Consider the following 21,825-nt stretch of genomic DNA (forward strand, 5'->3'; position numbering starts at 1 on the left):
TAGAATATAAAGAGTCGAAACAGGTAAAATGGCGAAGCTTACGAAAGAGCAGTTCCTGGCGACCTTCGGTGAGTCGCGGCATCGCGTCGATGGCGAAGGCCCTCCGTTCGACTTCTGGCCCTACTTTGATGCGATCCCGATCGCCGATTTCGAAGGCCATGACTGCTCGGCCGGCATTGTTGACAACGTCTGGCGCATGTCGCCGGGGCCCTATGAGCACGTCCTGGTCAATTCCGAGGATCGCAACGTCTTCATGGTTCTTGTTCTGGACGGCGAATTGCGCGTCGTCCATGGCCACAGGTTGATGGATCTCAACCGGGAATACGGCCTGGACTCGTCGAATCAAGCTTGTGCGGGCCTGCCGTGCGCAATCGCCGGACGAGGGAGGACTTCATGGCCGATCCGCGTTGCAAGACCTGCGGCGGACCGATGGTCCGAAAGAGCAGGGCAAGGCTCCTGATCGTCGGGCTGTTGATGGCCGCCGCGCCGGCGGTCGCCACATACGTGCCGATCCTCTGGGCGCCGGCGATCATCTCGGCGTTGACGGGCCTGTACCTGATCGCGTGGGCGGCGTGCGGGAAGGGGTACTGGTGCCGCGAATGCAAGCGGTTCAGCCTGCTCCGTCCCGGAGGTCTTGCCTGATCGGGAGCAGCGATACCCTACTCGTCGACCGCTCACCCGGAAGGAGACGCCCGTGGAACAGCTCGAACGCTGGCTGGACGCGATCAACCGCACGGACCTCTCGGACCCGGGCCGCCGGGAGAGGGCCCTGGACGAGATGCGCGCGGCCGACGGGTCGGCCGTGTTCGACCGGCTCCGAGAGCGGCTGGCGGCCGACGATCCCGAGGCCCGCTGCGCGGTCATCACGGCCCTGGTCTTGCTCGATGCCCGGCGGGCGGTCGAGCCCGTGGCGGCCATGCTCTCCGACCCGGACGCGACGGTCCGCTGGCACGCCTGCGGGTGCCTGCACGATTTCGGCGACGATCGAGCCGTCCCGGCGCTCTGCACGGTCATGCGGGACGATCCCGATCCCCAGGTGCGCGGCACGGCCGCGTATGCCCTGGGCGGCATCGCCAGCCCGGCTGCAATCCCGGACCTGCTCGCGGTGCTCGGCTCGGACAACGAGTACGACGAACTGGGCCACTCGCCCAGCTCCTCGGCCGCGACGGCACTCGACGACATCCTGGGCACGGACGAGACGCGGATCCGGGCCGGGGATCACCTCCGTCGGCTGGCCGGGCGCGAGCCGGACCTCGCACGATTGCGGAGCGAGGCGAAGGCCCTGCACGAGCGATGGTCGGGCGGTCGCGCCTGATCGGGCTGGTCAGGCCGGCGCGAGCCGTGGCACCGGGTAGGCCAGGATCTCCGCATCGACGGAGACAATCGTCAACGCGTGCTCGATCGCCTGTGCGACGAGCAGGCGGTCGAACGGGTCGCGATGGAGGGGCGGCAGGTTGGCGAGGTGGGGCATCGCGGCCTCATCGATGGCCAGGGCTGCGATGCCGTGGGCTTCTCGTTGCAGGGGCAGATACCTCGCCGGTGGTGCTGGCAGGGGCAGTTTGTCGAGGCCGTGCTTGATGACCGCTTCCCAGATCGAGACGACGCTCAGGTAAACCTCGTTCGCCGGATCCCGGATGGCCCGGGCGAAGGACGCGGGCAGCCTGGAATCGGCCGAGATGTACCGGAGAAAGACATGAGTGTCGAGCAAGAGTCTCATCGCCCTTCGAAGTCCCGGATGAGATCCTCGGGCAGGGGGGCGTCGAGGTCGGGCGGGACGGTGAACGAGCCGGCGGCCAGTCCGAACGGACGCGGCCCATGGGGGGGGACGGCTAGCGGGCGGAGCTCGGCCACCGGCCGGCCCTCGCGAGAGACGACGAGGTGCTCGCCGGCCTCGACGCGGGCGAGCAGGCCCGTGGGGTCTCGCAGCAGGTCCTGAAGGCTGATGATCTCCATACCAACACTCTATCAAACCCTGACCATGCAAGGGAGATGGGTACGTCGTCGCACTGTCCCTGCGGCGGGGGGACCCGACATCGAGCCCCGGCATTCCTCGTACCGCCGCGGCGGATGTCGTGCTACCATGGGCGAGTCGAAGCGGCGGTCCGCTGAACCCGGAGTCAGGCCGCGCGAGGTCATCGGCTTGCGATCCCATCCGAAGGTCAACGGCCTGCCTCTCCCCGAGGTCCTTGTCCTCCTGATGCGTCAGGGACGATGGATCCATCCGGGCGATGCGCGACTGCGCGAGGTGATCCCCTTCCTGATCGAGCCGGTCGACTTCCTGGGCTCGGCGAAGGCGATGGCTGCCGAGTCGACGGGATTCCTTGCCGATAACCCGCGAGACTCCAGGATCTTCCACGAAGTCCGAGGCAGCCGCCTGGCCGAGCCGGTCGAGTTGCCCTGGCGAGACGTGGAGCGGTCCTTGCTCGTGGCGGTCAATCGGTATCCGGGAGACGACGTCGGGATCGGCCTGGATTACCGCACCGATGACACCGATCCTCGCGTCATCGCGAGCGACTGGGGGACCGGCGAGGTTTGTCTCTGGCGCGAGGTCGCTCCCACGTTCAGCGAGTTCGCGAGGCGCCTCGGCCTGGGGCATCGCACGATCTGACCGCACGCTGCAGCGGGCCCATCTCGCCGCGTCGCTTTGTGCTACGATCTTGGATCATCCTGGAGGGCCGGCTGCGGCGGTTTCGTGTCCTCCCCGGCATGGATCGTCAGGGTGACTCGCCGGGCACCGATGAGGAGCTGCGGAGGATCGATGAACCGCATTGCGTTCGATTCCTTTTCCGTCGTCGCTTTCCCCGGCTGGGAGGACTTCACCGAGACCATCGAGGCCGACGAGCCTCCCTTCACTCTGGCACGCGGCGATGGGGCCGGGGCACTGCAATTCTCCATCGCCCTCTTCACGAACGGTCCGGTCCCCAACCCGACCCCAGACCAGCTCTACGAGATGGTCTTGAGATTCGCCGAGGCGCGGGGCCTGGACGCGCCGGCCGAGGTCGTCCTCGAGTCGTCTCCCCTTCGGCTCGCGGCCGGCAGTTTCGAATGGGGGGAGGACTTCCTCCGGATCTGGCAGGTCTCTGATGGTCGCAACTTCGCATTCGTCACGTACACTTGTGAATCGGGCCAGCAAGGGCGAGAATTGGGCGACGCTGAGCGGATCGTCCGCAGCATCCGGTTCCGAGACTCGGGAGGCGACGTCTGACCTCTGGTCGTAGTGAGACTCGCCCGCCACGAGGCGTCTCCCGATACCAGGGTTCTGCATAGCAGTGCGGCTCATGGGCCTCGTTCCGGCAGATGCACGGAACCCAACGCCTCCATCGGCTTACGCTTGCTCGGCTCCTGCTAAAACGTGCTCGGCGCTTGAGGGGGGAGCTGAACCGTGGCGCGATTCGTCATCCGACTCGATCCCCGCCGGCTCGACAACCCTGATCTCGATATCCGCTACGTCCTCCCCGACCTTCTGGCCGAGCGGTCCGGCGGGATCATCACCGATGACGGCTACGACTACGCCGCAGAGGAGCCGTCACTCCTCCTCTTCCTACAGTCGGAGGACGTCGAGCGAGCACTTGCCTGCATCGTCGACGTCATCGAGAGGACCCGCGTCCTGGAAAATGACCTGCACAGGGCAGTCAGAGTCGCCATCGAGACGGGACGCGGCCACGAGGTCATCTATCCTCCCGACGATCCGGGGCCGTTCCTCCCCGGCTCGCAACCCGACGCCTGACCTCGCGCGGCGGCGGACTCTCCCCGTCGAGGTCTTCTTGCTGCCCTTCGGGCACACCCGGCCCACCGCAAGGGAGACGCCCGTGGAACAGCTCGAATGCTGGCTGGACGCGATCAACCGCACGGACCTCTCGGATCCGGGCCGACGGGAGAGGGCCCTGGAGGAGATGCGTGCGGCCGACGGAGCGGCCGTGTTCGACCAGCTCCGAGATCGTCTCGCGTCCGCCGATCCCGAGGCCCGCTGCGAGGTCATCACGGCCCTGGTCTTGCTCGATGCCCGGCGGGCGGTCGAGCCCGTGGCGGCCATGCTCTCCGACCCGGACGCGACGGTCCGCTGGCACGCCTGCGGGTGCTTGCACGATTTCGGCGACGATCGAGCCGTCCCGCCGCTCTGCACGGTCATGCGGGACGATCCCGATCCCCAGGTGCGCGGCACGGCCGCGTATGCCCTGGGCGGCATCGGCAGCCCGGCCGCGATCCCGGACCTGCTCGCGGTGCTCGGCTCGGACAGCGAATACGACGAACTGGGCCACTCGCCCAGCTCCTCGGCCGCGACGGCAATCGACGACATCCTGGGCACGGACGAGACGCGGATCCGGGTCGGGGATCACCTCTGCCGGCTGGCCGGGCACGAGCCGGACCTCGCCCGATTGCGGAGCGAGGCAGAGTCGCTGTACGAGCGATGGTCGGGCGGTCGCGCCTGACCGCACGTGGTTGACCACCTCGCGATCTCCGTCGGCTCCGAGTCGGTCGTCGCGGAACCGACGGCTCGCCTTCGCGCCGCAGCCGTGCCGATCCTGGATGGACCGCGCCGCACCGGGGAAGGATACTACGGGAGCCACGTGCCGGATCCCGAGGGCAGCCGCATCGAGCTCGCGGAGTCGGTCCGCGGAGTCGAGGCGGCGGCCGGGGGTCGAGGTCTTGCCCGGAGAGTCGATCATGAGTGCGATGTTCTGGCAGCATGAGACGCCCTATCGGCCGGACGCCGAGGCGGCGCTGCGGGAACTTCAGGCCAATATCTCCCGCGACGTCGGCTTCGACCTCTCGAGGCTCGTCCGGAATCGGATCGCGGACATGGCCGAGGCCGTCCGATCCTGCGAGCAGGCCGATCCGAACAACCTGCTGGAGCGCCACCGCGACGGCCTCCGCCGACTTCGCGAGATCGAGGCCCGCGGCGTCCCGCCGGAGCCGGCGGCCGGGCTAGCCCTGCTGAAGGAGATCGAGGCCGTGGATTCGGACGATGTCCCCGGAATCCTCGCCCTCACGGGCCTCTCGACCGCATGGGAGGAGTGGAAGGCCCGGGTGCTCCCGCCGGCGGAGATCGAGGCGCTCTTCGGCACGGCCACCCCTTCGGAAAGGGAGGTCGGCGAGGGCGTCGATCGGCTCGCCGCCTCGCTGCACCCCGCGATGGCCGCCTGTTTCCCCGTCTACCGGGATGGTCGGCCGGAGTCGTGGTGCTTCATCGGATCTACGGGGGATTGAAGGCGTCGTCGTCGCGATGCGATCGTCGCGAGGAGTCCCCTGACCTCGGCGGCGCGAAGCCGGCGGGATGTCGGGCGGTGAGAGGTCGGAGAGATCGCGATGGGTTGGACCGAGGACATCCGTGCCCAATATCCCGACTGGGGGACGGACACCGCCTTGGCGCGGTGGCCTCGGGTCCGGGAGCGGCTCCATGTGGGTCAGCACGTCCGCGGTCACGTCATCGCTCGTGCCCCGTTCGGTGTCTGGCTCGACATCAACGCCGGGCACCCGGCATTGCTGCTGATACCGGAGATGGAGGGGGCCCGGGAACGCCGAATCACGTTCGACGACTATCCCGCCATCGACGAGCTCCTGGAGGCCCGAATCATTGCGCTCGGGGAACGCGGCGAGATCGGGCTCACGCAGCAAGAGGGCGATATTGCCGATATTCGCCGGGGCCTCCATAATCGTGGATGAGCGTTTTCGCGGATCGATCGACTCCGCGAGAATCCGGGAGGCGCATATGAAACTGACCGCGGTCTTCGTCCAGGTTCCCGAAGGGGGCTATGTAGCCTTCGTCGAGGAACTGCCTGGCGCCAATACTCAGGGGGCGACCCTCGAGGAGGCCCGGGAGAATCTCCGTGAGGCCGTCGCCCTGGTCGTCGAGAGCAATCGAGAACTCGCCGAGGAATCATTGCATGGCCAGGTCGTGACCCGCGAACCCCTCGACCTTTCGGCATGAAACGCCGCGACCTCGTCATTCACCTCGAGTCGCATGGGTGCCGGCTCCTCCGCGAGGGAGGCAAGCACAGCATTTATGTGAATCCTGCCACGAATGCAACATCGGCCGTGCCTCGGCATACCGAAATCTACGAGTTCCTGGCGCGAAAGATCTGCCGCGATCTTCAGGTCCCGCCTCCGTGACGTGGTAAACGTGACGAACCGGCGGCCCTGCCTCGCGGGATATCCGGACACGTCTTCGAGTACTCGCGATGCTCCTTCCGAAGATGCACGTCGAAACCGCCGCGAACGGCCACCTCACGCTGAGCTGGCCGGATGCCGGGCCGCTGTTCTACCGCGCCTTGCTCGTGCGGCTCCGTCTCTTACACGGCCTCCGGCGTTCGGGCCGCTCCGTTGAGTCGCCCGATGCAGTCCTCTTGCCGGACCTCGTCGGCAATGGCATCCGGCTGCTGACGGGATGGGACCACTGGAGCGGCTACTCCCTGCTCGCCGTGGACCAGGCAGTAGACGATATGTTGAGGCGACTGTCCGGCCGAATGACCGTCTGAGGTGGGGATGGGTTCATCCGGCGGAGCCGCGCGCCGGTTGAGCCGCCGCAATGAAGCGTCCGCGGCGCCGGGCCTGAGAGGGGGCCGGGGCCGCGGACGATCTCGATCGGGGGGATTCGAAGGACCTTCGATCTCGGTCAGACGCGGCGGAACGCGGCGCTGACGCGGGAGGCCTGGGCGAGGGCGGCCTTCACGGGGGCCGAGTTCTTGACCGCATGGAAGGTGCGGGTGGCCCTGGCGACGACGGCCGAGCCGGCGGCGCCGACGCGGGCGGCCAGCGTCGTGGCCTTCGGGGCGGTGCGAGCCGCGGCGGCCGGCTTCGCGTAGACATCCCTCAGGTTGATGACCTTGGTGCCGAGCGTGGGCACCCAGTGCCTGGCGACCGTGGCCTTCGGGTAGGTCCCCTTGCCCCAGGGGATCTGGCCATCGGCGATGCTCGGGGCGAGGTTGGGATGGGCGCGGGTGAAGGCCTCGGGGTCCTTCTGGTAGGCCGCCTGCTGGCGGGCGAAGGTCCGGCCCACCTGGAAGGCCAGGGTGCGGAGCCGGCAGGTCGGCTGCTGGAGCTCGCCGAAGAGGTAGCCCGTCCCGGTGGAGCAGCCGGGCACCGTGATGTCCCGGATCGCATCGCGGGTCGCCGTTCCGCCGAGGGTCCCCACCGTGTTCCGATAGCGGCGGAAGAGATCGGGCTGCGTGCGGGTGATCGTGTAGCTGCCGGGCCGCAGGCCGTTGAACGCATAGGTGCCGTCGTCGCCCGTGGTCGTCTTCACGCTCACCGCGTCGCCCCGGTCGTCCGTGCCCGTCAGCGTGACGACGACATGGGCGATGCCGAAGTCGGTCACGCCCATGGAGCCGTCGTGGTTCAGGTCGTAGTAGACCACGCCGGAAAGGGCGCCCGGCAGGAGCACGGCGAAGTTGTAGCCGGTGGCCGACGCCGTCAGGTCGATGGTCGAGATCGTGGTCGTGCCCGCGGTGCCTCCCGCCGTCCCGGGCGTGCTCTTGCCGTCGAGGTAACCCGAGGGGACGGCCATCGTGACCGTGTACACCCCCGGCCTGTGGGTGAGGTCGAACACGTAGCGGCCGGCCGCGTCGGTGGTCGTCGTCATGCTGACCGGCAGGCCGGCCGTCGAGGTGCCCGAGAGCGTGACCAGCACGTTCGCGAGCCCCGTCTCGCCGGCCGCCGGCTCGTAGATGCCGTTGTTGTTGCACTCGTGGAAGACCATGCCCGCGAGCGTGATCACCGCCGGCTCGGGCGGGGTGCCCGGGAAGTTCGCGTAGTGGCTGATGTCGGATTCGGAAAGGTCGGTGCCGGTGACGGTCACCGTGCCGGTGTTCTGGTAGACGTTGCGGGTGTTGCCGGTGCCGTTGGGATCGCCGCCGGGGACGACCACGACCGTGGGAGGGAGCGTCCCGCTCAGGTCGAGCGCCGGGCCGGTGGCGGTATAGACCCAGGTCTCGCCCGGGTCGAGCAGGTTGTTGTTATTGGCGTCGCCGCTGGTGTAGGCCGGATTGACGCCGGCGACGTTGTCGGAGACGACGACGTTGGCCCTCGCGAAGGCGACGTTGCCCGTGTTGGCGACGTCATAAGTCCACGTCAGCGTGGCGCCCGGGTTGACGATGACCAGGTCGTTGCCGTTGGGGTTGGTGTCGTGGACGCCGTTGGTGAACTTCTGGATGGTGATGGCGGGCGCGGCGGGGTTGGCGTAGTGGCTGATGTCCGAGGCGGTCAGGGAGTATGCGGCGATGGTGACGGTGCCCGTGTTCTCGTAGACGTTGCGGGTGTTCCCGGTGCTATTGGGGTCGCCACCCGGGACGACGACCACGGAGTCGGGGGGCGTTCGGCTGAGGTCGAGCGCCGAGCCCGTCGCCGTGTAGGTCCAGGTCTCGTTGGGGTCGAGGATGCCGTTGTTGTTGGAGTCCCCGCCGGTGTAGGTCGGGCTGATGCCGGTCACGCTGTCGGAGACGACCACGCCGGCCCTCCGGAAGGCGACGTTGCCCGTGTTGGAGACCTGATAGGTCCAGGTCACCGCCGCGCCGGGGCTGAGGATGACGAGGTTGGAGCCGTTCGGGTTGGTGTCGTGGACGCCGTTGGTGAATTTCTCGATCGTCACGCTGGGCGTCGGCGGAGGGCTCGGGTTGGCGTAGTGGCTGATGTCGGTCGCGGCGAGTTCCGTGCCGGTGATCGTCACCTTGCCCGTGTTCTGGTAGACGGGCCGCGTGCTGCCCGGGTTGTTCGGGTCGTCGCCCGGGACGACGACGACCGTGGGGGGGAGCGTGGTCGTGCCGCTCAGGTCCAGGGCGGTGCCCGTGGCGGTGTAGGTCCAGGTCTCGCCGGGATCGAGGCTGTTGTTGTTGTTGGTATCGCCGCTGGTGTAGGCCGGGTTGACGCCGGCGACGTCGTCGGTCACGACGACGCTGGCCGCGGCGAAGGCGACGTTGCCCGTGTTGGTGACGTTGTACGTCCAGGTGACCGGGGCGTCGGGGCCGACGATCACGACGTTCGAGCCGTTGGGATCGGCGTCGTGGACGCCGTTGGTGAGCTTCTCGATGGAGATGCCGGGGGCCGGGGGCTCGGCGGCGTTGACGAAATTCAGCGCCAGCGGGGCGATCAGGCCCTGGGAGCCTTGCGGCCGGGCGGTCGTCGGCAGGCCGTTGAGGAAGACGGCCTGCTCGCCCTGGCCCTGGGCGATGCTGCTCAGGGCGATGTTGATGAACCCCTGGGCGGCGGTGACCTCGGGAGAGCTGGAGGTGAGGTCGTGGACGTAGAACGAGCCGTCGAGGACGTTGAACGTGCCGGACGTCTCGTATTCGAGCTCCCAGATGGCGAGCTGGAAGCCGGCGGCCTCCTGCGCGGGGACGAACTGGGCCGGCTCGGTGCTCCAGGCCGAGGCGATGTGGTTGTAGAGGTAGGCGATCGCGCCGGCGTTCTGGGGGTTCTTGACGGTGGAGAGGGAGGCCAGGCCGGTGTCCAGCGGCTCCATGGAGTAGGGGAGATTCGCGTCGCCGGTCTGGATGTCGCGGAAGTAGTCCACGCAGAACGAGACGAACGGGGACGACGTGGCGTTGATGTCGCCCTGGGCGACGGTGATGTTCAACTGGCCGACGAGCGATTGGTGGGTCGTGCCGTTGTTGGTGGTGGTGAGGGTCTTCTTGTTGTGCTTCTCGTAGGTGATCGACAGGTCGGAGGGGTCGCCGAGCTGGACGTCGATCGAGCTCGAGGTCGACGCGATCACCGGCGTGAGGGGCGAGTTCACCTGGGTGGAGCCGTTCACATATCCGGCCGGCGGCGTCTCCGTGATCCGGTACGAGCCGGCGTCCAGCCCCCGGAAGATGTAGTCCCCGGAGGCACCGGTGATCATGGTCTGGTCGGGGACCGAGGGATTGTCCAGCCGGTGGAGGCGTACGACCGCGCCGGCGATGCCCTGGCCGGTGGTCCCGAGCGTCACGATCCCCTGGAGGAAGCCGGTGGCCATGAGCAGCCGCTCCTCGCAGGCGTCGACCCGCGGCGCGTGCCGCCGTCGTCGCGGGCGGACCGCGCGAGCCGTCCTCGACGGGGAGGGGGAGAGGGCGAACATGGGGCTTCTCCTTGAGCGGTTGCAGGCGCTCGATTGTCGCTGAGGCCTCGGGATGGTGATCGTCAATCGCGGTTGGTGGTTCTTAGCGGAGTCGGGCTCCGGCTGTCTCGCCTCGGTGGGTTGTATCGTTGGTGTCGTGCGGTGGGTGGCCCGGGCGGCCTGGCCTTCCCGCCCGCCCGGCGAGTCCGGCCTCAGGCCCAGAGCCACCAGGCCCCCCCCGCCAGCACGCGGAGGGCGATCAGGGCGTTGGTCGTCGCGTGGGCGAGCACGGCATCCCCGAGGCGTCCGCGGCGGAGGGCGGCGGCGGCGTAGAGCAGGCCCGCGGCCGTCCCGGCCAGCCACCTCTGGTGGAGCAGGCCGAAGGCGATCGAGGGGCCGAGGAAGGAGAGCCACGTGAAGGCGCCCAGCGAGACCGACTCGAAGTCGGCCGCGATCAGGCGCCTCTGCAGGTAGCCCCGGAAGGCCAGCTCTTCCGCCAGGGGGATCACGATCACGGAGCCGAGGACGCGAACCGCCAACCAGGCCATGGCGGCGTGCCGCCCCATCTCCGCGAGCGCCCGCGGCAGCGGGAGGGAGAGGGAACGTGCCGCCGCATCCGCGGAGCCGTCGGCCGCCGCGACCGGCTCGAGCGCGATCCAGGCGAGGTAGGCCGCCCCGCCGATGGCGATCGGCACCAGGGTCGCGATCGGGGCCTCCCACGCCGCCCGCCATCGCGCCGGGTACGACTTCCGGAATGCCCAGAAGACCATGCAGGCCGCCGCGATTCGCACGGGGTAGAGCAGGTCGAGCGTGCCGTCGGACAGGGCGGCGGTGACCATCGAGGCGGCGAGGATCGCCATCAGCGGGCCGAGGTAGGCCGCCGTCGGGTTGACGCCCGCCTCGCGATCCTCACCCCCTCCCTCCGCCCCGGACGTGGAGAAAAGCCCCAGCCGCCGGCTACCGGCGATGAGCCCCAGCCCCACCGCGTTGAACGCCAGCCAGCCCGCCTGCGAATGGAAGCCCCCCAGCGCCACCTCGGGCCGCCCCCGCGCCCCGATCAGGATGAGCGTCACGATCCGCAGGACGTTCAGCAGGGCGATGATCGCCACGCCCGCCGGCAGGAGCAGGAAGGCGCGGGGGAACCTCAGCTCGCGACGGCAGACGACCAGGTAACCCCCCAGCAGCGCGACGATCAGGCCGATCCCCTCGTAGCCCGAGCAGACCCCGGCGATCATCACGGAGAAGCCCCCGGCTCCCAGCCGCTTCGCCTCCGGATCGCAGATCACGTCCGGCTCGATCTGCCGCAACAGGCAGGCCGCGGCGGCGAACGTCCCGGAGTGGAGCGAGCTCCAGAGCCGGCCGGTGGCGCCCCCCGCCCCGACGGCACAAACGCCCACCGCCAGGCCCACCGCCAGGAGCTTCCACCAGGACCGTGCCAGGCCGATCCAGGCCCTAACCGGCAGGGCCGCCAGCATCCAGCTCGCCAGCGTCAGGGCGCCGATCGCCAGCCAGAGCAGGGCCAGGCCGGCGGAATTTCCGCCGCCGTGCATCGCCGCGATCAGCCGGCCGGTGCACGCGTGGAAGAGGGCGTAGCAGGCGACGTGGCCGCCGGCCAGCCAGCCGGTCGGCTTCATCTGCTCCAGCAGCCCGGGGATTTCCGCGCGACGTCGCGCCGAGGCCAGCGTCGCCGCGGCCAGGAGCGTGACCACGCAGGCGGCCACCCGGATCAGCGTCGAGGAGTGGGCCACCAGCCCGGCGAGGAGGCCCGCCCGGCCCGACATGCCGGCCGGGGCCGCGATGTCGTACGAGAACGAGAGGCCCAGGACCTCCCCGAGGAGCAGGGTCGACCACGCGATCGCCGGCAGCACGCACCACCGGTCTCGCGTGAGATTCGACGTCGGAATCCGGTCATGAGTCTGGACGCACGGCACGTTTGGACGATCTCACAAGGATGTAAGGCCGTGGTGCGAGTCCGGCGAGCCGGGGCGGCGACATCCGTCGCGGCGCCCCGCTCTGACCGGCCCCGGCGCGCAGCACGATCCTTCGCTCCACGCGGGCCACACGCGGGGAGAATCGACTGCGAGCCGCCGTGGACCGAGCTTGCTCAGCGAGGTCGCCGTCGACCGCCGAGGATCAGCAGTCCACCACACAGCAAGGAGAGGGCGCTCGACATGGCACCGGCATCAATCTCCGGCACCCGCTCGTCGCCCCTCGCGATCCCGCAGAGCCCCGTCAGCACGATCGCCAGCCCGAGCGGACCGGCCAGGGCGCGGGAATAGCGCACGATACGATCGATCGCATTCCAGGTCATCTTGAACACCCTCCTGGATGGTCTGGATTCTTCGTCCGGGAAGAAACAATGGCTCCAGGTGTGCGCATCACACCGGGTGCGTTGCGACGCACCGTGGTCGATGCCACGAACCACCCTGCCTGATCCTAGCCTCGCTGTCACTACGGATCAGTCGAGCGGTTGTGATCCTCGAGCTGGTGGGTGGACCACCCGCTGCATCTTATCGAGAAGTCACGACCTGCAAAATGGGTCTTCCATCGACCCGAAGAAACGACCAGTTCACCACGGAAAGCAGGGTTGAGTGCCTGCTGGTTCCACGTCAGCAGTGTATCCGAGTTCCTTCGGAGTTTCTAGATCCGACCCCCCCGAAGGATCGAGTTCATGCCCGCCGCGCCGCGGCGTCGCCGGGAGATTGGCTCCGCCACGGCCGCCCGGCGGTCCTTCGATCAGCGGAGGAGTTGATAGTAGTAGCGGGCGAGGTAGCGGTTGTCTCCGCCCCCCATGTAGTACCAGGACCAGCGATCCCCCGGGCTGCCGTAGGCGCGGCCGTAGAACGGGAATGGCTCGGTCCCCGAGGCGGAGTAGGGGACGTACTCCCGGGCCTGCCCCGGCGGCGCCACCCAGTAGCTATAGGGATACACACCCCCCTGTCCGTATCCCTGCACCACGCCCGGCGCGGCGGATGGGACGCTGGTCACCACATCACCCACGATCGTGGAGCCCCCCACGATGGGTGATCCCACCACCGTCGAGCTCCCGATCGTCCCCGCCACCGTCCCCTCGCAAGGGCAGCTCTGCGCCTTCGCGGTGGCCACCACGCCCAGGCCCGCGACGATCGCTGCAAATCCGAATGTCGTCCGTCTCATCAAGGTGTCCTCTCTCCGATGTCCTGCGTCTCGCGACGCCGCCCGCCGACCGCGCTCCCCGATCGCGACCGGCGTCGCCGTTCTCTTCGCCATTCAGCCGATTATCTTACCAGGATCCTTTCTATTGTCTATTTTCTCTATTTTCGGCAAGCCTGGGCGGATCGAGTGTGCCTGGACCCGTCGGCGAAGTGGGTCTTAAGATGGTGGGTGGGGAGGGTCGATTGCCTCCCTGCCGGGGACCTTCGAGGGTTCGGTCTGGTGTTGGGGGGGAGTATGGTGCGAAGTGCCCTGGGTCTCCGAGGTCTCGTTACGGGATGGGTCATGATGGCTGTCAGCTCGATGTCGACGTTCGCCGCGGGGGCGGAGCCGGTCCGGCATGTCCTCCGGTTCCCGGCCCCGCAGACGCACTACGTGGAGGTGGAGGCGACGATCCCGACGGGGGGGGCCTCCGAGGTCGAGCTGATGATGCCGGTCTGGACGCCGGGGTCATACCTCGTCCGCGAGTTCGCCCGCGGCATCGAGGAGATGCGGGCGACGGGCACCGGCGGCAAGCCGCTGGAGATCGTCAAGACGCGGAAGAACCGGTGGAAGGTCGCCAGCGGCGGGGCGGCCGAGGTGAAGGTCGCTTACCGGGTCTATTGCCGGACCATGTCGGTGCAGTCGAACTGGGTCGACGCGTCGTTCGCGATGCTCAACGGCGCGGGGATCTTCCTCACGCGGGTGGACGACGGGTCGCGGCCGCACGAGGTGGCGCTCGAGCTGGCCTCGGCGTGGAAGACGAGCGTCTCCGGGCTGCCGGCCGCACCCGGGGGGCGGCCGAACCATTACCGGGCGGCGGATTACGACACGCTGGTGGATTCGCCGATCTACGCGGGGAGCCCGGCGCTCTACGAGTTCCAGGTCGACGGCGTCCCGCACGTCCTGGTCAACGAGGGCGAAGGGGGCCTGTGGGACGGCCCGCGATCGGCGAAGGATGTGGAGGCGATCGTCCGGGCGCAGAAGGCGTTCTGGGGCTTCCTGCCCTATGAGCGCTACGTCTTCTTCAACCTGCTGGTCGAGTCCGGCGGGGGGCTCGAGCACAAGAACTCGACGGTGCTGATGGCCAGCCGATGGGCCTGCCGGACGCGGCCGGGATACCTCGGCTGGCTCTACCTCGTCAGCCACGAGTACTTCCACACCTGGAACGTGAAACGGCTCCGGCCGGTGGAGCTCGGGCCGTTCGACTACGAGAGCGAGGTGTACACGCCGAGCCTCTGGGTGGCCGAGGGGATCACCAGCTACTACGACCGGCTCTTCGTCCGCCGCGCCGGGCTCTGCACCACCGACGAATTCCTGGCCGGCGATCCGCCCGCGGCCGACGGCGACAAGCCGATGAACGACATCGAGCGGCTCCAGACCACGCCCGGCCGGCTCGTCCAGGCGCTGGAAGCCTCGTCCCTGGACACCTGGATCAAGTTCTACCGCCGCGACGAGAACACCGTGAACAGCGGCGTGAGCTACTACCTGAAGGGGAGCGTCGTCGCCTTCCTGCTGGACGCCAAGATCCGTCGCGCGACCGGCGGCAAGAAGAGCCTGGACGACCTGATGCGGCTGGCCTATTCGCGCTACTCCGGCGAGAAGGGCTTCACCGCCGCCCAGTTCCGCGAGCTGGCCCGCGAGGTCGCCGGCGCCGACCTCTCCGACTTCTTCCACAAGGCGCTCGAGACGACCGAGGAGCTCGACTACGCCGAGACGCTGGACTGGTTCGGCCTCCACTTCGCGCCCGACGAGAAGGAGAAGAAGGCGAAGAAGGCCAGGGAGAACAAGGGCGAGTCCGCCTCCTCGAGCCCGGCCAAGCCGCCCAGGGCCTGGCTCGGCCTGGCGACGAAGAACGAGGACGGCCGGCTGATGGTGACGGTGGTGAAGCGCGGGACGCCCGGCTACGACGCCGGCTTCAACGCGGGCGACGAGATCATCGCCGTCGGCGACGACCGGATCCCGGCCGACCAGTGGTCGAAGCGGATGGACGCCTTCCGCCCCGGCGAGTCCGTCTCGATCCTGATCGCCCGCCGCGACCGCCTCCAGCGGATCGCCGCCACCTTCGGCCAGGAGCCCCCCCGCCAGTGGACGCTGGAGGTGGCGCCCGGTGCCAGCCCGGCGCAGAAGGAGCACTTCAAGGCGTGGGTGGCGGGAAAGAATAGCGGGGAGGGGGAGGTGACTCGGGGTGTTCGGGCTGATCCCGTACGCCCCGCGCAGCCCGGCCTCAACAGGAGGGTGTGACTCTTCACACCGAACACAGGGTCGCCTTGCTCTCCGTACGATTTCGAGCGAGGGGCGGCGCCTTGACCCGGGCCTGCAAGATGGCGTTGCCGGCTTCGATGCGGCCTGAGGCCCCCGAATCGGAGGGACAAGGGCACGCCGCGATTTGCGTCACGACCCGGGCACTTGCTGGATGCGAAAATGAGCGCCGTGTGGGACGCCGATGGGGCGCATGCCCGGATCGCTGAGAACATCTCGCCCAACGTAGCCGAATGTTGGTATGAAGGCGTTTTTGATAAATGGAGACGTTGACGTATCAGCCGGGCTGCTGTCCCCTCGCCCCGAGAGCGACAGGTTCGGTATGGAGATCCGCGAGCTGCTTCATGGTAAGCGTCACCACAAGCATCGGATCCTGTTCACGATTCGCGACTCCGATGTTGTCGTGCTCCTTGTCCATCGCTCGGCACGCGCCGAGCTCGAGCCATGGGCCGTGGGACAGGAGCACCCGAACGGATCTCCGATGATGCTGCGGACTCGCAAGGGGCCCGCAAGCCGCGGATCTATTCCCCTCCGGCGGTCTCCCCCGACGGCGCGATGAAGACATCCCGATGCGGGAACTTCTCGAACAACTCCGCCGGCTTGCCGAAGTTGGTGGCCAGGACGTCGGCGGGGTTGCCGGCGATCCACTGGGAGAGGTCGATCGTCTCGTAGACGCCGGTGTTGAAGCCGATCAGGACCCGGCACGGCTTGCTCCCGACGTTCTCGATCGAGTGCCCGTAGCCCTGCGGGATGTAGCCGACGTCGCCCTTGGCCAGGGTCTCGATCCGATACCGGCCGTGCGAGCCGAAGAGGGTGACGCTGATGTCCCCGTCGACGACGTACTGCCACTCATCCGCGGTGGGGTGCCAGTGCAGCTCGCGGAGGCCGCCGGGCTCCAGGTCCAGGACCACGCCGGTCACGGTCTTCGAGATCGGGAACGCGGTCGAGTCGACGCGCCACTCGCGGCCCCCCTTGAAGGTGCGATGGGGCGGGCGCTTGAGGAGCTCGTACCGGTGCGAGAGCGCGGGGGGCTTCCAGCCCTGGAGGGGCTTCGCCATCGCCGCCGGCGGCCGCGCGCCGCGGGCGAAGTAGACCTCATCCTTCGGGAAGCCGTCGAAGGCCGATTCGGGCAGGCCGAAGTTCTTGGCGAGCAGGGCCTTCGGCGTGTGGCCGATCCAGTCCGAGATGCTGAACGTGCCGAACTCCGAGAAGTAGCCGTTGTCGAAGATGAGGATGAAGTGGCAAGGGTCGTCGCCCAGGCACTCGAGCATGTGTCCATGCCCGCGGGGGAAGTACCAGACGTCGCCGGGGTCGAAGTCGTCGGTCTCCGCGCCGCCGGCCGGGTCGATGACCGTGGTCCGCACTCGGCCCTCGAGGACGAAGGCCCATTCGGCGGCCGTGGCGTGCCAGTGGAGCTCGCGCATGGCGCCCGGCTCGAGCCGCATGGAAACCCCGGCGATCCCCTTGGAAATGGGCAGCTGCTTGACGGTGGCCTCCTTGCCGGAGCTGCCGCCGATGACCTTGCCCTCGGACTTCTCGAGCGCGAACTTGAACGTCGGCAGCTCGTCGCCGGCGAGCAGCGGGTCGGGCACGTTGTTCATGAAGCTGGGGTCGCCGGCCTGGGCCGGCCGATTCGCCGCCGCGAATGCGGCCGCGCCCATGCCCGCGGCGAGGAAGTCGCGTCTCTGCATGATGCTTGCTCCCGGAACGTGGCTCGGATGGCCGCCCTCCGCCCGCGAGCGGAGGACGATGGGATCGTAGGGACCGCGTCAATCACGATCCCTGCGCGGGGGCGGCCGCGGGCGTCTCCACGAACCCGGCCGGGGGCAGGGGCGTGGGCTCGACGAAGGACGCCGGGATCGGCCCGGTCAGGCTGCCGAGGAAGGCCGCGATCGACCGGGCGTCGGCCTCGGAGAGCTCGGCGTCGAGCTGGACCTTCGCCATGATCCGGACGGCGTCCGACAGGGTCCTCACCGAGCCGTCGTGGAAGTACGGCGGCGTGGCGGCGACGTCGCGGAGGCCGGCGACCTTGAACACGTCGACGTCGGCCTCCTTCTTGGTCACGCCGAACCGGCCCTTATCATCCTTCTTGCTCCCGGTCGCCCTGCGGTAGTCGGAGAAGACGCCGAACTTGCGGAAGCTCCTGCCGCCGACGCCCGGCCCCTTGTGGCAGTCGGCGCAGCCGGTCTCGAGGAAGAGCCGCAGGCCCGCTCGTTCGGCCTGGGTGAGCGCCTCCGGCTTCCCCGAAAGGTAGTCGTCGAACCGGGACGGGGCGACCAGCGTCCGCTCGAAGGCCCCGACGGCCGTGCCGTAGTTCCTGGCGTTGATCGGCTCGCCGTCCGCGGGGAAGGCGGCGCGGAAGAGGGCCTCGTAGCCGGGGATGGCCTTGAGCCGATCCATGGGCTCCTTCTCCCCCTTGTTGCCGAACGCCGGGCCGCCTATGGCCGCGCCGGCCTGATCCTCGACCGTCGCGAATCGGCCGTCCCAATGTATGGAATTATGAAGGGCCGAGTAGAAAACCGTCGCCGCGTTTCGGGGGGTCACGAACCCCTTCGCGCCGATCGAAGTGGGCAAGGCGTCGCAACCCTGGAACCCGGGCATGTGGCACCGCGAACAGCTCGTCGTCCCGTCGCTCGAGGCCCTCGTGTCGAAGAAGAGCATCCGCCCCAGCCGGACCCGCTCCGGCGTGACCGGATGCCCCTCCGTCGCCGCGTCCCTCGGCAGCGTCGGGAAGGCCTCTCGCGCCTTCGCCAGCAGCGCGGCGTCGTCCCCGTCATCGGCGAGGGCGGCTGCCGACAGGAGCGACAGGCCGGCGGCGAGGGCCAGCGATGCGAAGATGCAGAACTTCCCGGAATCCACCACAGGAACGGATCGATCGCGCATGGGGCTGACCTCTGAGGAGGAAGCTGATTCGGGCCGCTCACTCGGCCCCATTATCGACTGTCAGTCCAGGGATGGCCGCGAGGTCGCCGTCCTTCGTGATCACGACGCCATTCCCGAGAGTGAACGCGACGGCGGCGATCATCATGTCGATGGTCTGCATCGGACGGCCGATCCCGAGCAGTTCGGCGTAGATTCGCCCGTACTCGAATGCGGCATCCTCGTCGAAAGGCCAGACCCGAAGCGCCGGTATGGCCCGCCGGAGACGCCCCATGTTCCGTTCCCGACTCGCGTTCCTCTCGATCCCGGCGACAAGTTCCGCGAGGACAGGGATCGCGATTCCGATCCGACCGCCCCGCGCGGTCTCGTCGCGAGCCCGCTCGAAGACGCGAAGACGGCGATTGATGAAGTCGGACGCGATCCCCGTGTCGAGGAGGAACCGGGTCATTCCCACGCTCCCCGGAGTTCCTCGGCGTGCGACGCGAATCGAGCCTTCTCTCGCTCGCGCCGCGACCGTCTTTCGGCCTCCCAGGCGGCGAGCTCCGCGTCGGTCATCTCCAGGGGCTCGATCGCGTCCATTGCCGCGAGCGCCGCCGCGATCTCGTCGGGCATCAGCTCGCGGTCCTCGTCGAGGAGTCGGCGTGGCAGGTCGACGATGGGACCCGTGATCATCACGACGGAACCCTCGGGCAGGTCGATCGGCGCGTCGACGTGGATCCGGCCGGAGCGGATCACTCCCCTGATGACAACATGACTCATGATCACTCCTCCTATGAACGAAGACCACGCGTCACGTCGCGAATTCCGGAGTCACGCCACAGCCCATGCTTTGCCGCCGCAATTGTACGGCGATTTCGGGGACGATCCAGACCTTGCAGTGAGCATCCTCGAAGCCAGCACCTCCGCAACCCGCCCTCACTCCGAATCCTTGACGTACGGCCCCAGGAACTTCGAGCCGTCGAAATGGATCATGTGATCGGGCGAATCGGCGATCCAGACCTCTGTCTCCCATGCGATGTCCGCCGCGTACTTGCGGAAGTCGCCGACGGACAGGAAAGCGGTCACGTACACTCGGCCGGCCGGACATCGCGAGAGCAAGGATTCCAGCTCGATGTACCGCTTGGGAGTCACGGGCCCGTGGGAGGTCACGGCCTCGATCAGGAAGAGCCATCGTCGCGAGGGATCATGGAGAATGACGTCCGGCAATTTGTCATGATCGGTGATCGGAACGCCGAGCGCGGCCAGCAACTCGGCCTCGAAGATGACGTGCTTCCTGGCGGTGTCACCGAGGTAGAGGATCTCGGCGCCCGCAGCGAACCGAGGGCCGAAGACCTCGATCACGGCGACTTGCAGGAGGTTGTGTTTGCCCGGTGACAGCAGGACCGTCGACGCGTCGGGAAGCCGCAACGGGATTTGATTCGTTTCGCGACTCTTGTGGTATGCGAGCTTCAAGGCCCCGTGCTGGCGCGTGAAGTGCTGGACTGCGGCCTTGAAAGCCGACCTGTTGTAGGTCCGCAGCACCTTCGATGCGCCCTCGGTCAGGATGTAGACCGTTCTCCCGCTATTGGTCGGCCGCGAGGGGTCATCGGGATTTCGATCGACCAGTCGAGCTTGCTCGAACTGGTGGATCGTCTGCCTCCGGATCGTTTCCCGCGAGTTGGCGGCGTAGTCCTTCCCGTAATGCTCTCGCATGAAGGCCATGATGTCCCAGATGCGGAGCGACGGCCGTTGGACCTTCGACCAAGGATCGTCCGGCCCCAGCCCCGCAAGGGCAAGGAGGGTCAAGGCCGATCGCTCGTTCTGCTGCTTTCGCGGCAGGCCCAGGGCGACGAGGATCTCGACGGCTTCGTCGACCTTGCTCACGATGCGAATTCCATCAGGGATTCGGCGAGCGGACTGCGGATCTCGAGGACATCGAGCACGACCTGCTCGATCCGCACGGGCAAACGGTCGTCGTGGGCCATCACACGCTCGCCGATCGCGGCGATGCGGGCGAGGGTGGGGAAGCGGAGGGTGCGGATCTCGGTGGCATTCACCTGAGTATTTCCGCTCAGGATGCGGAAGTATCGGTCCAGGAGCGCCGAATTGAATAGAGCCGTCAGGCCATGGACCTCTGCGGACGTCAGCTCGCGATCCGCGTGATAGACATAATTGAGATGATTCTCGAGGGCCAGGTAGCGGTACGCGTTGCCATCCTGGAGATATCCGCTCGCCGTGAGCCTCCTCCTCTCTTCCTTGGCGCTGAAGCGGCGCAGGAGGACGTAGTTGCGCGCGGCGACGAGATGCTTGAGCGAATCCGGGCTGATCCGAAAGGCCGTGGGCTTGCCGCGCTTCTCCACCGGCCAGATTGTCTCGAACGGCCGGACGTTGTGGGGTGCCAGGAGTGGCGCGTACGGCTCCCCGTCCGGCTCCGACAGGAGGAACTCCTCCGCACGGAAGAGGACGACGGGCCCCGTCGAGATCCGCAGGCCGAGATCGGCGAATCGGTCCTGCCAGGACTCGACCGCGTCCAACAACGCCGCATCGGTGGCCGAGGACGGGAGCCGCACGACCATGTCGCCGGAAGCATCGTCCAGGACCTTCGCGGCCGGCAGGGTGAGTGCCTCCGGCCGATCCGGGATGTCGCGCCCCGGGCTCGTGGTGATGGCGACCGAGGGCGATGCCGCCGTGCCGTCATCCGATCGCCGCGCGTGAGTGATCAGGCTCTCCTGGAGGACGTCGTCGAACGTGCTGCGGCGGCATTCGAAGAGGTGGAAATGCAGCGGCGCCATCCTGGCGAAGAACCAGCGACGGAAGTTGCGGAAATAGAGGCCGTTGCAGAAGCTCCGGGGAGTGATGGCGACGACCTCGCCGCCGGGCCGCAATAGTTCCGCGGCCCGAGCCATGAAGAGCATGTAGATGTTCGTATTGCCCCGGAAGGCTTCGCCCAGCGCCGCCGCGTGAGAGGAGTCGGCCGCCACCTTGAAGTAAGGAGGATTCATGATGACGGCGTCGAAATCGCCTGGATCCCGGCCGACATCGAAGAGCAATCGCTGCTCACGCTGACCATGCGTCCCGAGCAGGAAGTCCTCCTCGTGGATCGAGAAGCTCAGCTCGTGCCCCGCCGCGAGGAGTTCCGCCCGGCACCGTTTCATGTTCGTTTCGAGGAGCGGTAGGATCGCGGCGTCGTTCTCGTAGAGGACGATTTCGACGCGTCTCGACGAGCGGAGCGGCAGGATCCGGTCGCAGACTGCGGCGGACAACGAGCCCACTCCGGCACCCGGGTCGAGCAACCGGAAGCGATCGGGGATCCGTGCGAACATCCCGGCCATGAACCGGCAGACCGAGGCCGGCGTGAAGACTTGCCCCCGGCCCTTGCGGGCCTCGGCGGACGTGGCGGCCTCGTGGCGCCGCTGGAGCGCCATCGACTCGTCCAGCAGGCTTGCGGCGGCTGCATTCGTGGTTCGCATGATCGGCGATCGTCTCCTCAGCCTCCAAGCTTACCA

General features: G+C 68.0%; 26 protein-coding genes. 14 read left to right on the plus strand and 12 right to left on the minus strand.

Annotated elements, in window-relative coordinates; all coding sequences use genetic code 11:
• The first annotated feature begins 28 nt into the window (after positions 1-28).
• Genes G6O54_RS22655 through G6O54_RS22665 form a run of 3 tightly spaced genes read left to right on the plus strand, consistent with a single transcriptional unit; the run spans position 29 to position 1,315 of the window.
• Positions 29-460: a hypothetical protein gene (locus G6O54_RS22655; protein ID WP_165228334.1), complete on the plus strand. Its 432-nt coding sequence runs from the start codon at positions 29-31 to the stop codon at positions 458-460.
• A gap of 14 nt (positions 461-474) precedes the next feature.
• Positions 475-642, plus strand: coding sequence for a hypothetical protein (locus tag G6O54_RS22660; RefSeq protein WP_165228336.1), 168 nt, complete (start codon positions 475-477; stop codon positions 640-642).
• Between the two features lie 52 nt (positions 643-694).
• Positions 695-1,315 (plus strand): HEAT repeat domain-containing protein, encoded by a 621-nt coding sequence (locus tag G6O54_RS22665; RefSeq protein ID WP_165228338.1) that lies wholly within the window; start codon positions 695-697, stop codon positions 1,313-1,315.
• A gap of 9 nt (positions 1,316-1,324) precedes the next feature.
• Here G6O54_RS22665 and G6O54_RS22670 read toward each other — a convergent pair whose 3' ends face one another.
• Entirely contained in the window at positions 1,325-1,717 is a 393-nt protein-coding gene (locus tag G6O54_RS22670; RefSeq protein ID WP_165228340.1) for a type II toxin-antitoxin system VapC family toxin, read from the minus strand.
• On the minus strand, positions 1,714-1,953 hold the full coding sequence (locus G6O54_RS22675) for a type II toxin-antitoxin system Phd/YefM family antitoxin (protein ID WP_165228342.1): 240 nt from the start codon (positions 1,951-1,953) through the stop codon (positions 1,714-1,716). Before G6O54_RS22675 ends, G6O54_RS22670 begins: the two co-directional genes overlap by 4 nt.
• A gap of 187 nt (positions 1,954-2,140) precedes the next feature.
• On the opposite strand from G6O54_RS22675, the gene G6O54_RS22680 reads away from it, so the two are divergent.
• From G6O54_RS22680 to G6O54_RS22720, 10 genes are all read left to right on the plus strand, one after another.
• The gene (locus G6O54_RS22680; protein ID WP_165228300.1) at positions 2,141-2,608 is read left to right on the plus strand and encodes a hypothetical protein; all 468 of its coding nucleotides are present in this window, start codon (positions 2,141-2,143) and stop codon (positions 2,606-2,608) included.
• A gap of 150 nt (positions 2,609-2,758) precedes the next feature.
• Positions 2,759-3,205: a hypothetical protein gene (locus G6O54_RS22685; protein ID WP_165228344.1), complete on the plus strand. Its 447-nt coding sequence runs from the start codon at positions 2,759-2,761 to the stop codon at positions 3,203-3,205.
• Positions 3,206-3,382: 177 nt separating this feature from the next.
• The gene (locus tag G6O54_RS22690; protein WP_165228346.1) at positions 3,383-3,727 is read left to right on the plus strand and encodes a hypothetical protein; all 345 of its coding nucleotides are present in this window, start codon (positions 3,383-3,385) and stop codon (positions 3,725-3,727) included.
• A gap of 82 nt (positions 3,728-3,809) precedes the next feature.
• Positions 3,810-4,430, plus strand: coding sequence for a HEAT repeat domain-containing protein (locus tag G6O54_RS22695; RefSeq protein WP_165228348.1), 621 nt, complete (start codon positions 3,810-3,812; stop codon positions 4,428-4,430).
• 6 nt (positions 4,431-4,436) lie between these two features.
• Positions 4,437-4,691: a VOC family protein gene (locus G6O54_RS38910; protein WP_369432152.1), complete on the plus strand. Its 255-nt coding sequence runs from the start codon at positions 4,437-4,439 to the stop codon at positions 4,689-4,691.
• Positions 4,666-5,208 carry a hypothetical protein gene (locus tag G6O54_RS22700; protein ID WP_165228350.1) on the plus strand — a complete coding sequence of 181 codons (543 nt, stop codon included), beginning with the start codon at positions 4,666-4,668 and terminating at the stop codon, positions 5,206-5,208. The genes G6O54_RS38910 and G6O54_RS22700 overlap by 26 nt, the downstream gene beginning before the upstream one ends.
• A 99-nt stretch (positions 5,209-5,307) precedes the next feature.
• The gene (locus G6O54_RS22705) at positions 5,308-5,664 is read left to right on the plus strand and encodes a S1 domain-containing protein (RefSeq protein ID WP_165228352.1); all 357 of its coding nucleotides are present in this window, start codon (positions 5,308-5,310) and stop codon (positions 5,662-5,664) included.
• A 46-nt stretch (positions 5,665-5,710) separates the two neighbouring features.
• The gene (locus G6O54_RS22710) at positions 5,711-5,929 is read left to right on the plus strand and encodes a type II toxin-antitoxin system HicB family antitoxin (protein WP_165228354.1); all 219 of its coding nucleotides are present in this window, start codon (positions 5,711-5,713) and stop codon (positions 5,927-5,929) included.
• Positions 5,926-6,111 (plus strand): type II toxin-antitoxin system HicA family toxin, encoded by a 186-nt coding sequence (locus tag G6O54_RS38915; protein ID WP_165228356.1) that lies wholly within the window; start codon positions 5,926-5,928, stop codon positions 6,109-6,111. The genes G6O54_RS22710 and G6O54_RS38915 overlap by 4 nt, the downstream gene beginning before the upstream one ends.
• A gap of 68 nt (positions 6,112-6,179) precedes the next feature.
• Positions 6,180-6,476 (plus strand): hypothetical protein, encoded by a 297-nt coding sequence (locus G6O54_RS22720; protein ID WP_165228358.1) that lies wholly within the window; start codon positions 6,180-6,182, stop codon positions 6,474-6,476.
• Positions 6,477-6,613: 137 nt separating this feature from the next.
• Here the strand turns inward: G6O54_RS22720 and G6O54_RS22725 are convergent, their stop codons facing one another.
• The 4 genes from G6O54_RS22725 to G6O54_RS22740 all read right to left on the minus strand — a co-directional run bounded on the left by G6O54_RS22725 (position 6,614) and on the right by G6O54_RS22740 (position 13,183).
• Entirely contained in the window at positions 6,614-10,048 is a 3,435-nt protein-coding gene (locus G6O54_RS22725; RefSeq protein WP_165228360.1) for an SdrD B-like domain-containing protein, read from the minus strand.
• A 191-nt stretch (positions 10,049-10,239) separates the two neighbouring features.
• Positions 10,240-11,895 carry an exosortase E/protease, VPEID-CTERM system gene (gene xrtE / locus G6O54_RS22730; RefSeq protein WP_165228362.1) on the minus strand — a complete coding sequence of 552 codons (1,656 nt, stop codon included), beginning with the start codon at positions 11,893-11,895 and terminating at the stop codon, positions 10,240-10,242.
• 236 nt (positions 11,896-12,131) lie between these two features.
• A complete protein-coding gene (locus tag G6O54_RS22735) occupies positions 12,132-12,452 on the minus strand; it encodes a hypothetical protein (protein ID WP_165228364.1) in 321 nt (106 codons plus the stop codon).
• A 311-nt stretch (positions 12,453-12,763) separates the two neighbouring features.
• A complete protein-coding gene (locus G6O54_RS22740; RefSeq protein ID WP_165228366.1) occupies positions 12,764-13,183 on the minus strand; it encodes a hypothetical protein in 420 nt (139 codons plus the stop codon).
• Positions 13,184-13,507: 324 nt separating this feature from the next.
• On the opposite strand from G6O54_RS22740, the gene G6O54_RS22745 reads away from it, so the two are divergent.
• Positions 13,508-15,442 (plus strand): M61 family metallopeptidase, encoded by a 1,935-nt coding sequence (locus G6O54_RS22745; protein ID WP_165228368.1) that lies wholly within the window; start codon positions 13,508-13,510, stop codon positions 15,440-15,442.
• A gap of 539 nt (positions 15,443-15,981) precedes the next feature.
• Here the strand turns inward: G6O54_RS22745 and G6O54_RS22750 are convergent.
• The 6 genes from G6O54_RS22750 to G6O54_RS22775 form a co-directional block, all read right to left on the minus strand.
• Positions 15,982-17,151 carry a cupin domain-containing protein gene (locus tag G6O54_RS22750; RefSeq protein WP_165228370.1) on the minus strand — a complete coding sequence of 390 codons (1,170 nt, stop codon included), beginning with the start codon at positions 17,149-17,151 and terminating at the stop codon, positions 15,982-15,984.
• A gap of 82 nt (positions 17,152-17,233) precedes the next feature.
• Complete coding sequence (locus tag G6O54_RS22755; RefSeq protein WP_165228372.1) at positions 17,234-18,343, minus strand: cytochrome-c peroxidase; 1,110 nt, start codon at positions 18,341-18,343, stop codon at positions 17,234-17,236.
• 37 nt (positions 18,344-18,380) lie between these two features.
• Positions 18,381-18,788, minus strand: a complete 408-nt coding sequence (locus tag G6O54_RS22760) for a type II toxin-antitoxin system VapC family toxin (protein ID WP_165228374.1) — start codon at positions 18,786-18,788, stop codon at positions 18,381-18,383.
• Complete coding sequence (locus G6O54_RS22765; protein WP_165228376.1) at positions 18,785-19,099, minus strand: hypothetical protein; 315 nt, start codon at positions 19,097-19,099, stop codon at positions 18,785-18,787. Before G6O54_RS22765 ends, G6O54_RS22760 begins: the two co-directional genes overlap by 4 nt.
• Positions 19,100-19,255: 156 nt before the next feature.
• Positions 19,256-20,203: a BsuBI/PstI family type II restriction endonuclease gene (locus tag G6O54_RS22770; protein ID WP_165228378.1), complete on the minus strand. Its 948-nt coding sequence runs from the start codon at positions 20,201-20,203 to the stop codon at positions 19,256-19,258.
• Positions 20,200-21,789: an Eco57I restriction-modification methylase domain-containing protein gene (locus tag G6O54_RS22775; protein ID WP_165228380.1), complete on the minus strand. Its 1,590-nt coding sequence runs from the start codon at positions 21,787-21,789 to the stop codon at positions 20,200-20,202. Before G6O54_RS22775 ends, G6O54_RS22770 begins: the two co-directional genes overlap by 4 nt.
• Between the last annotated feature and the right edge of the window lie 36 nt (positions 21,790-21,825).

It is taken from the genome of Aquisphaera insulae (assembly GCF_011064615.1).
In the GTDB taxonomy this organism is placed as follows: Bacteria; Planctomycetota; Planctomycetia; order Isosphaerales; family Isosphaeraceae; genus Aquisphaera; species Aquisphaera insulae.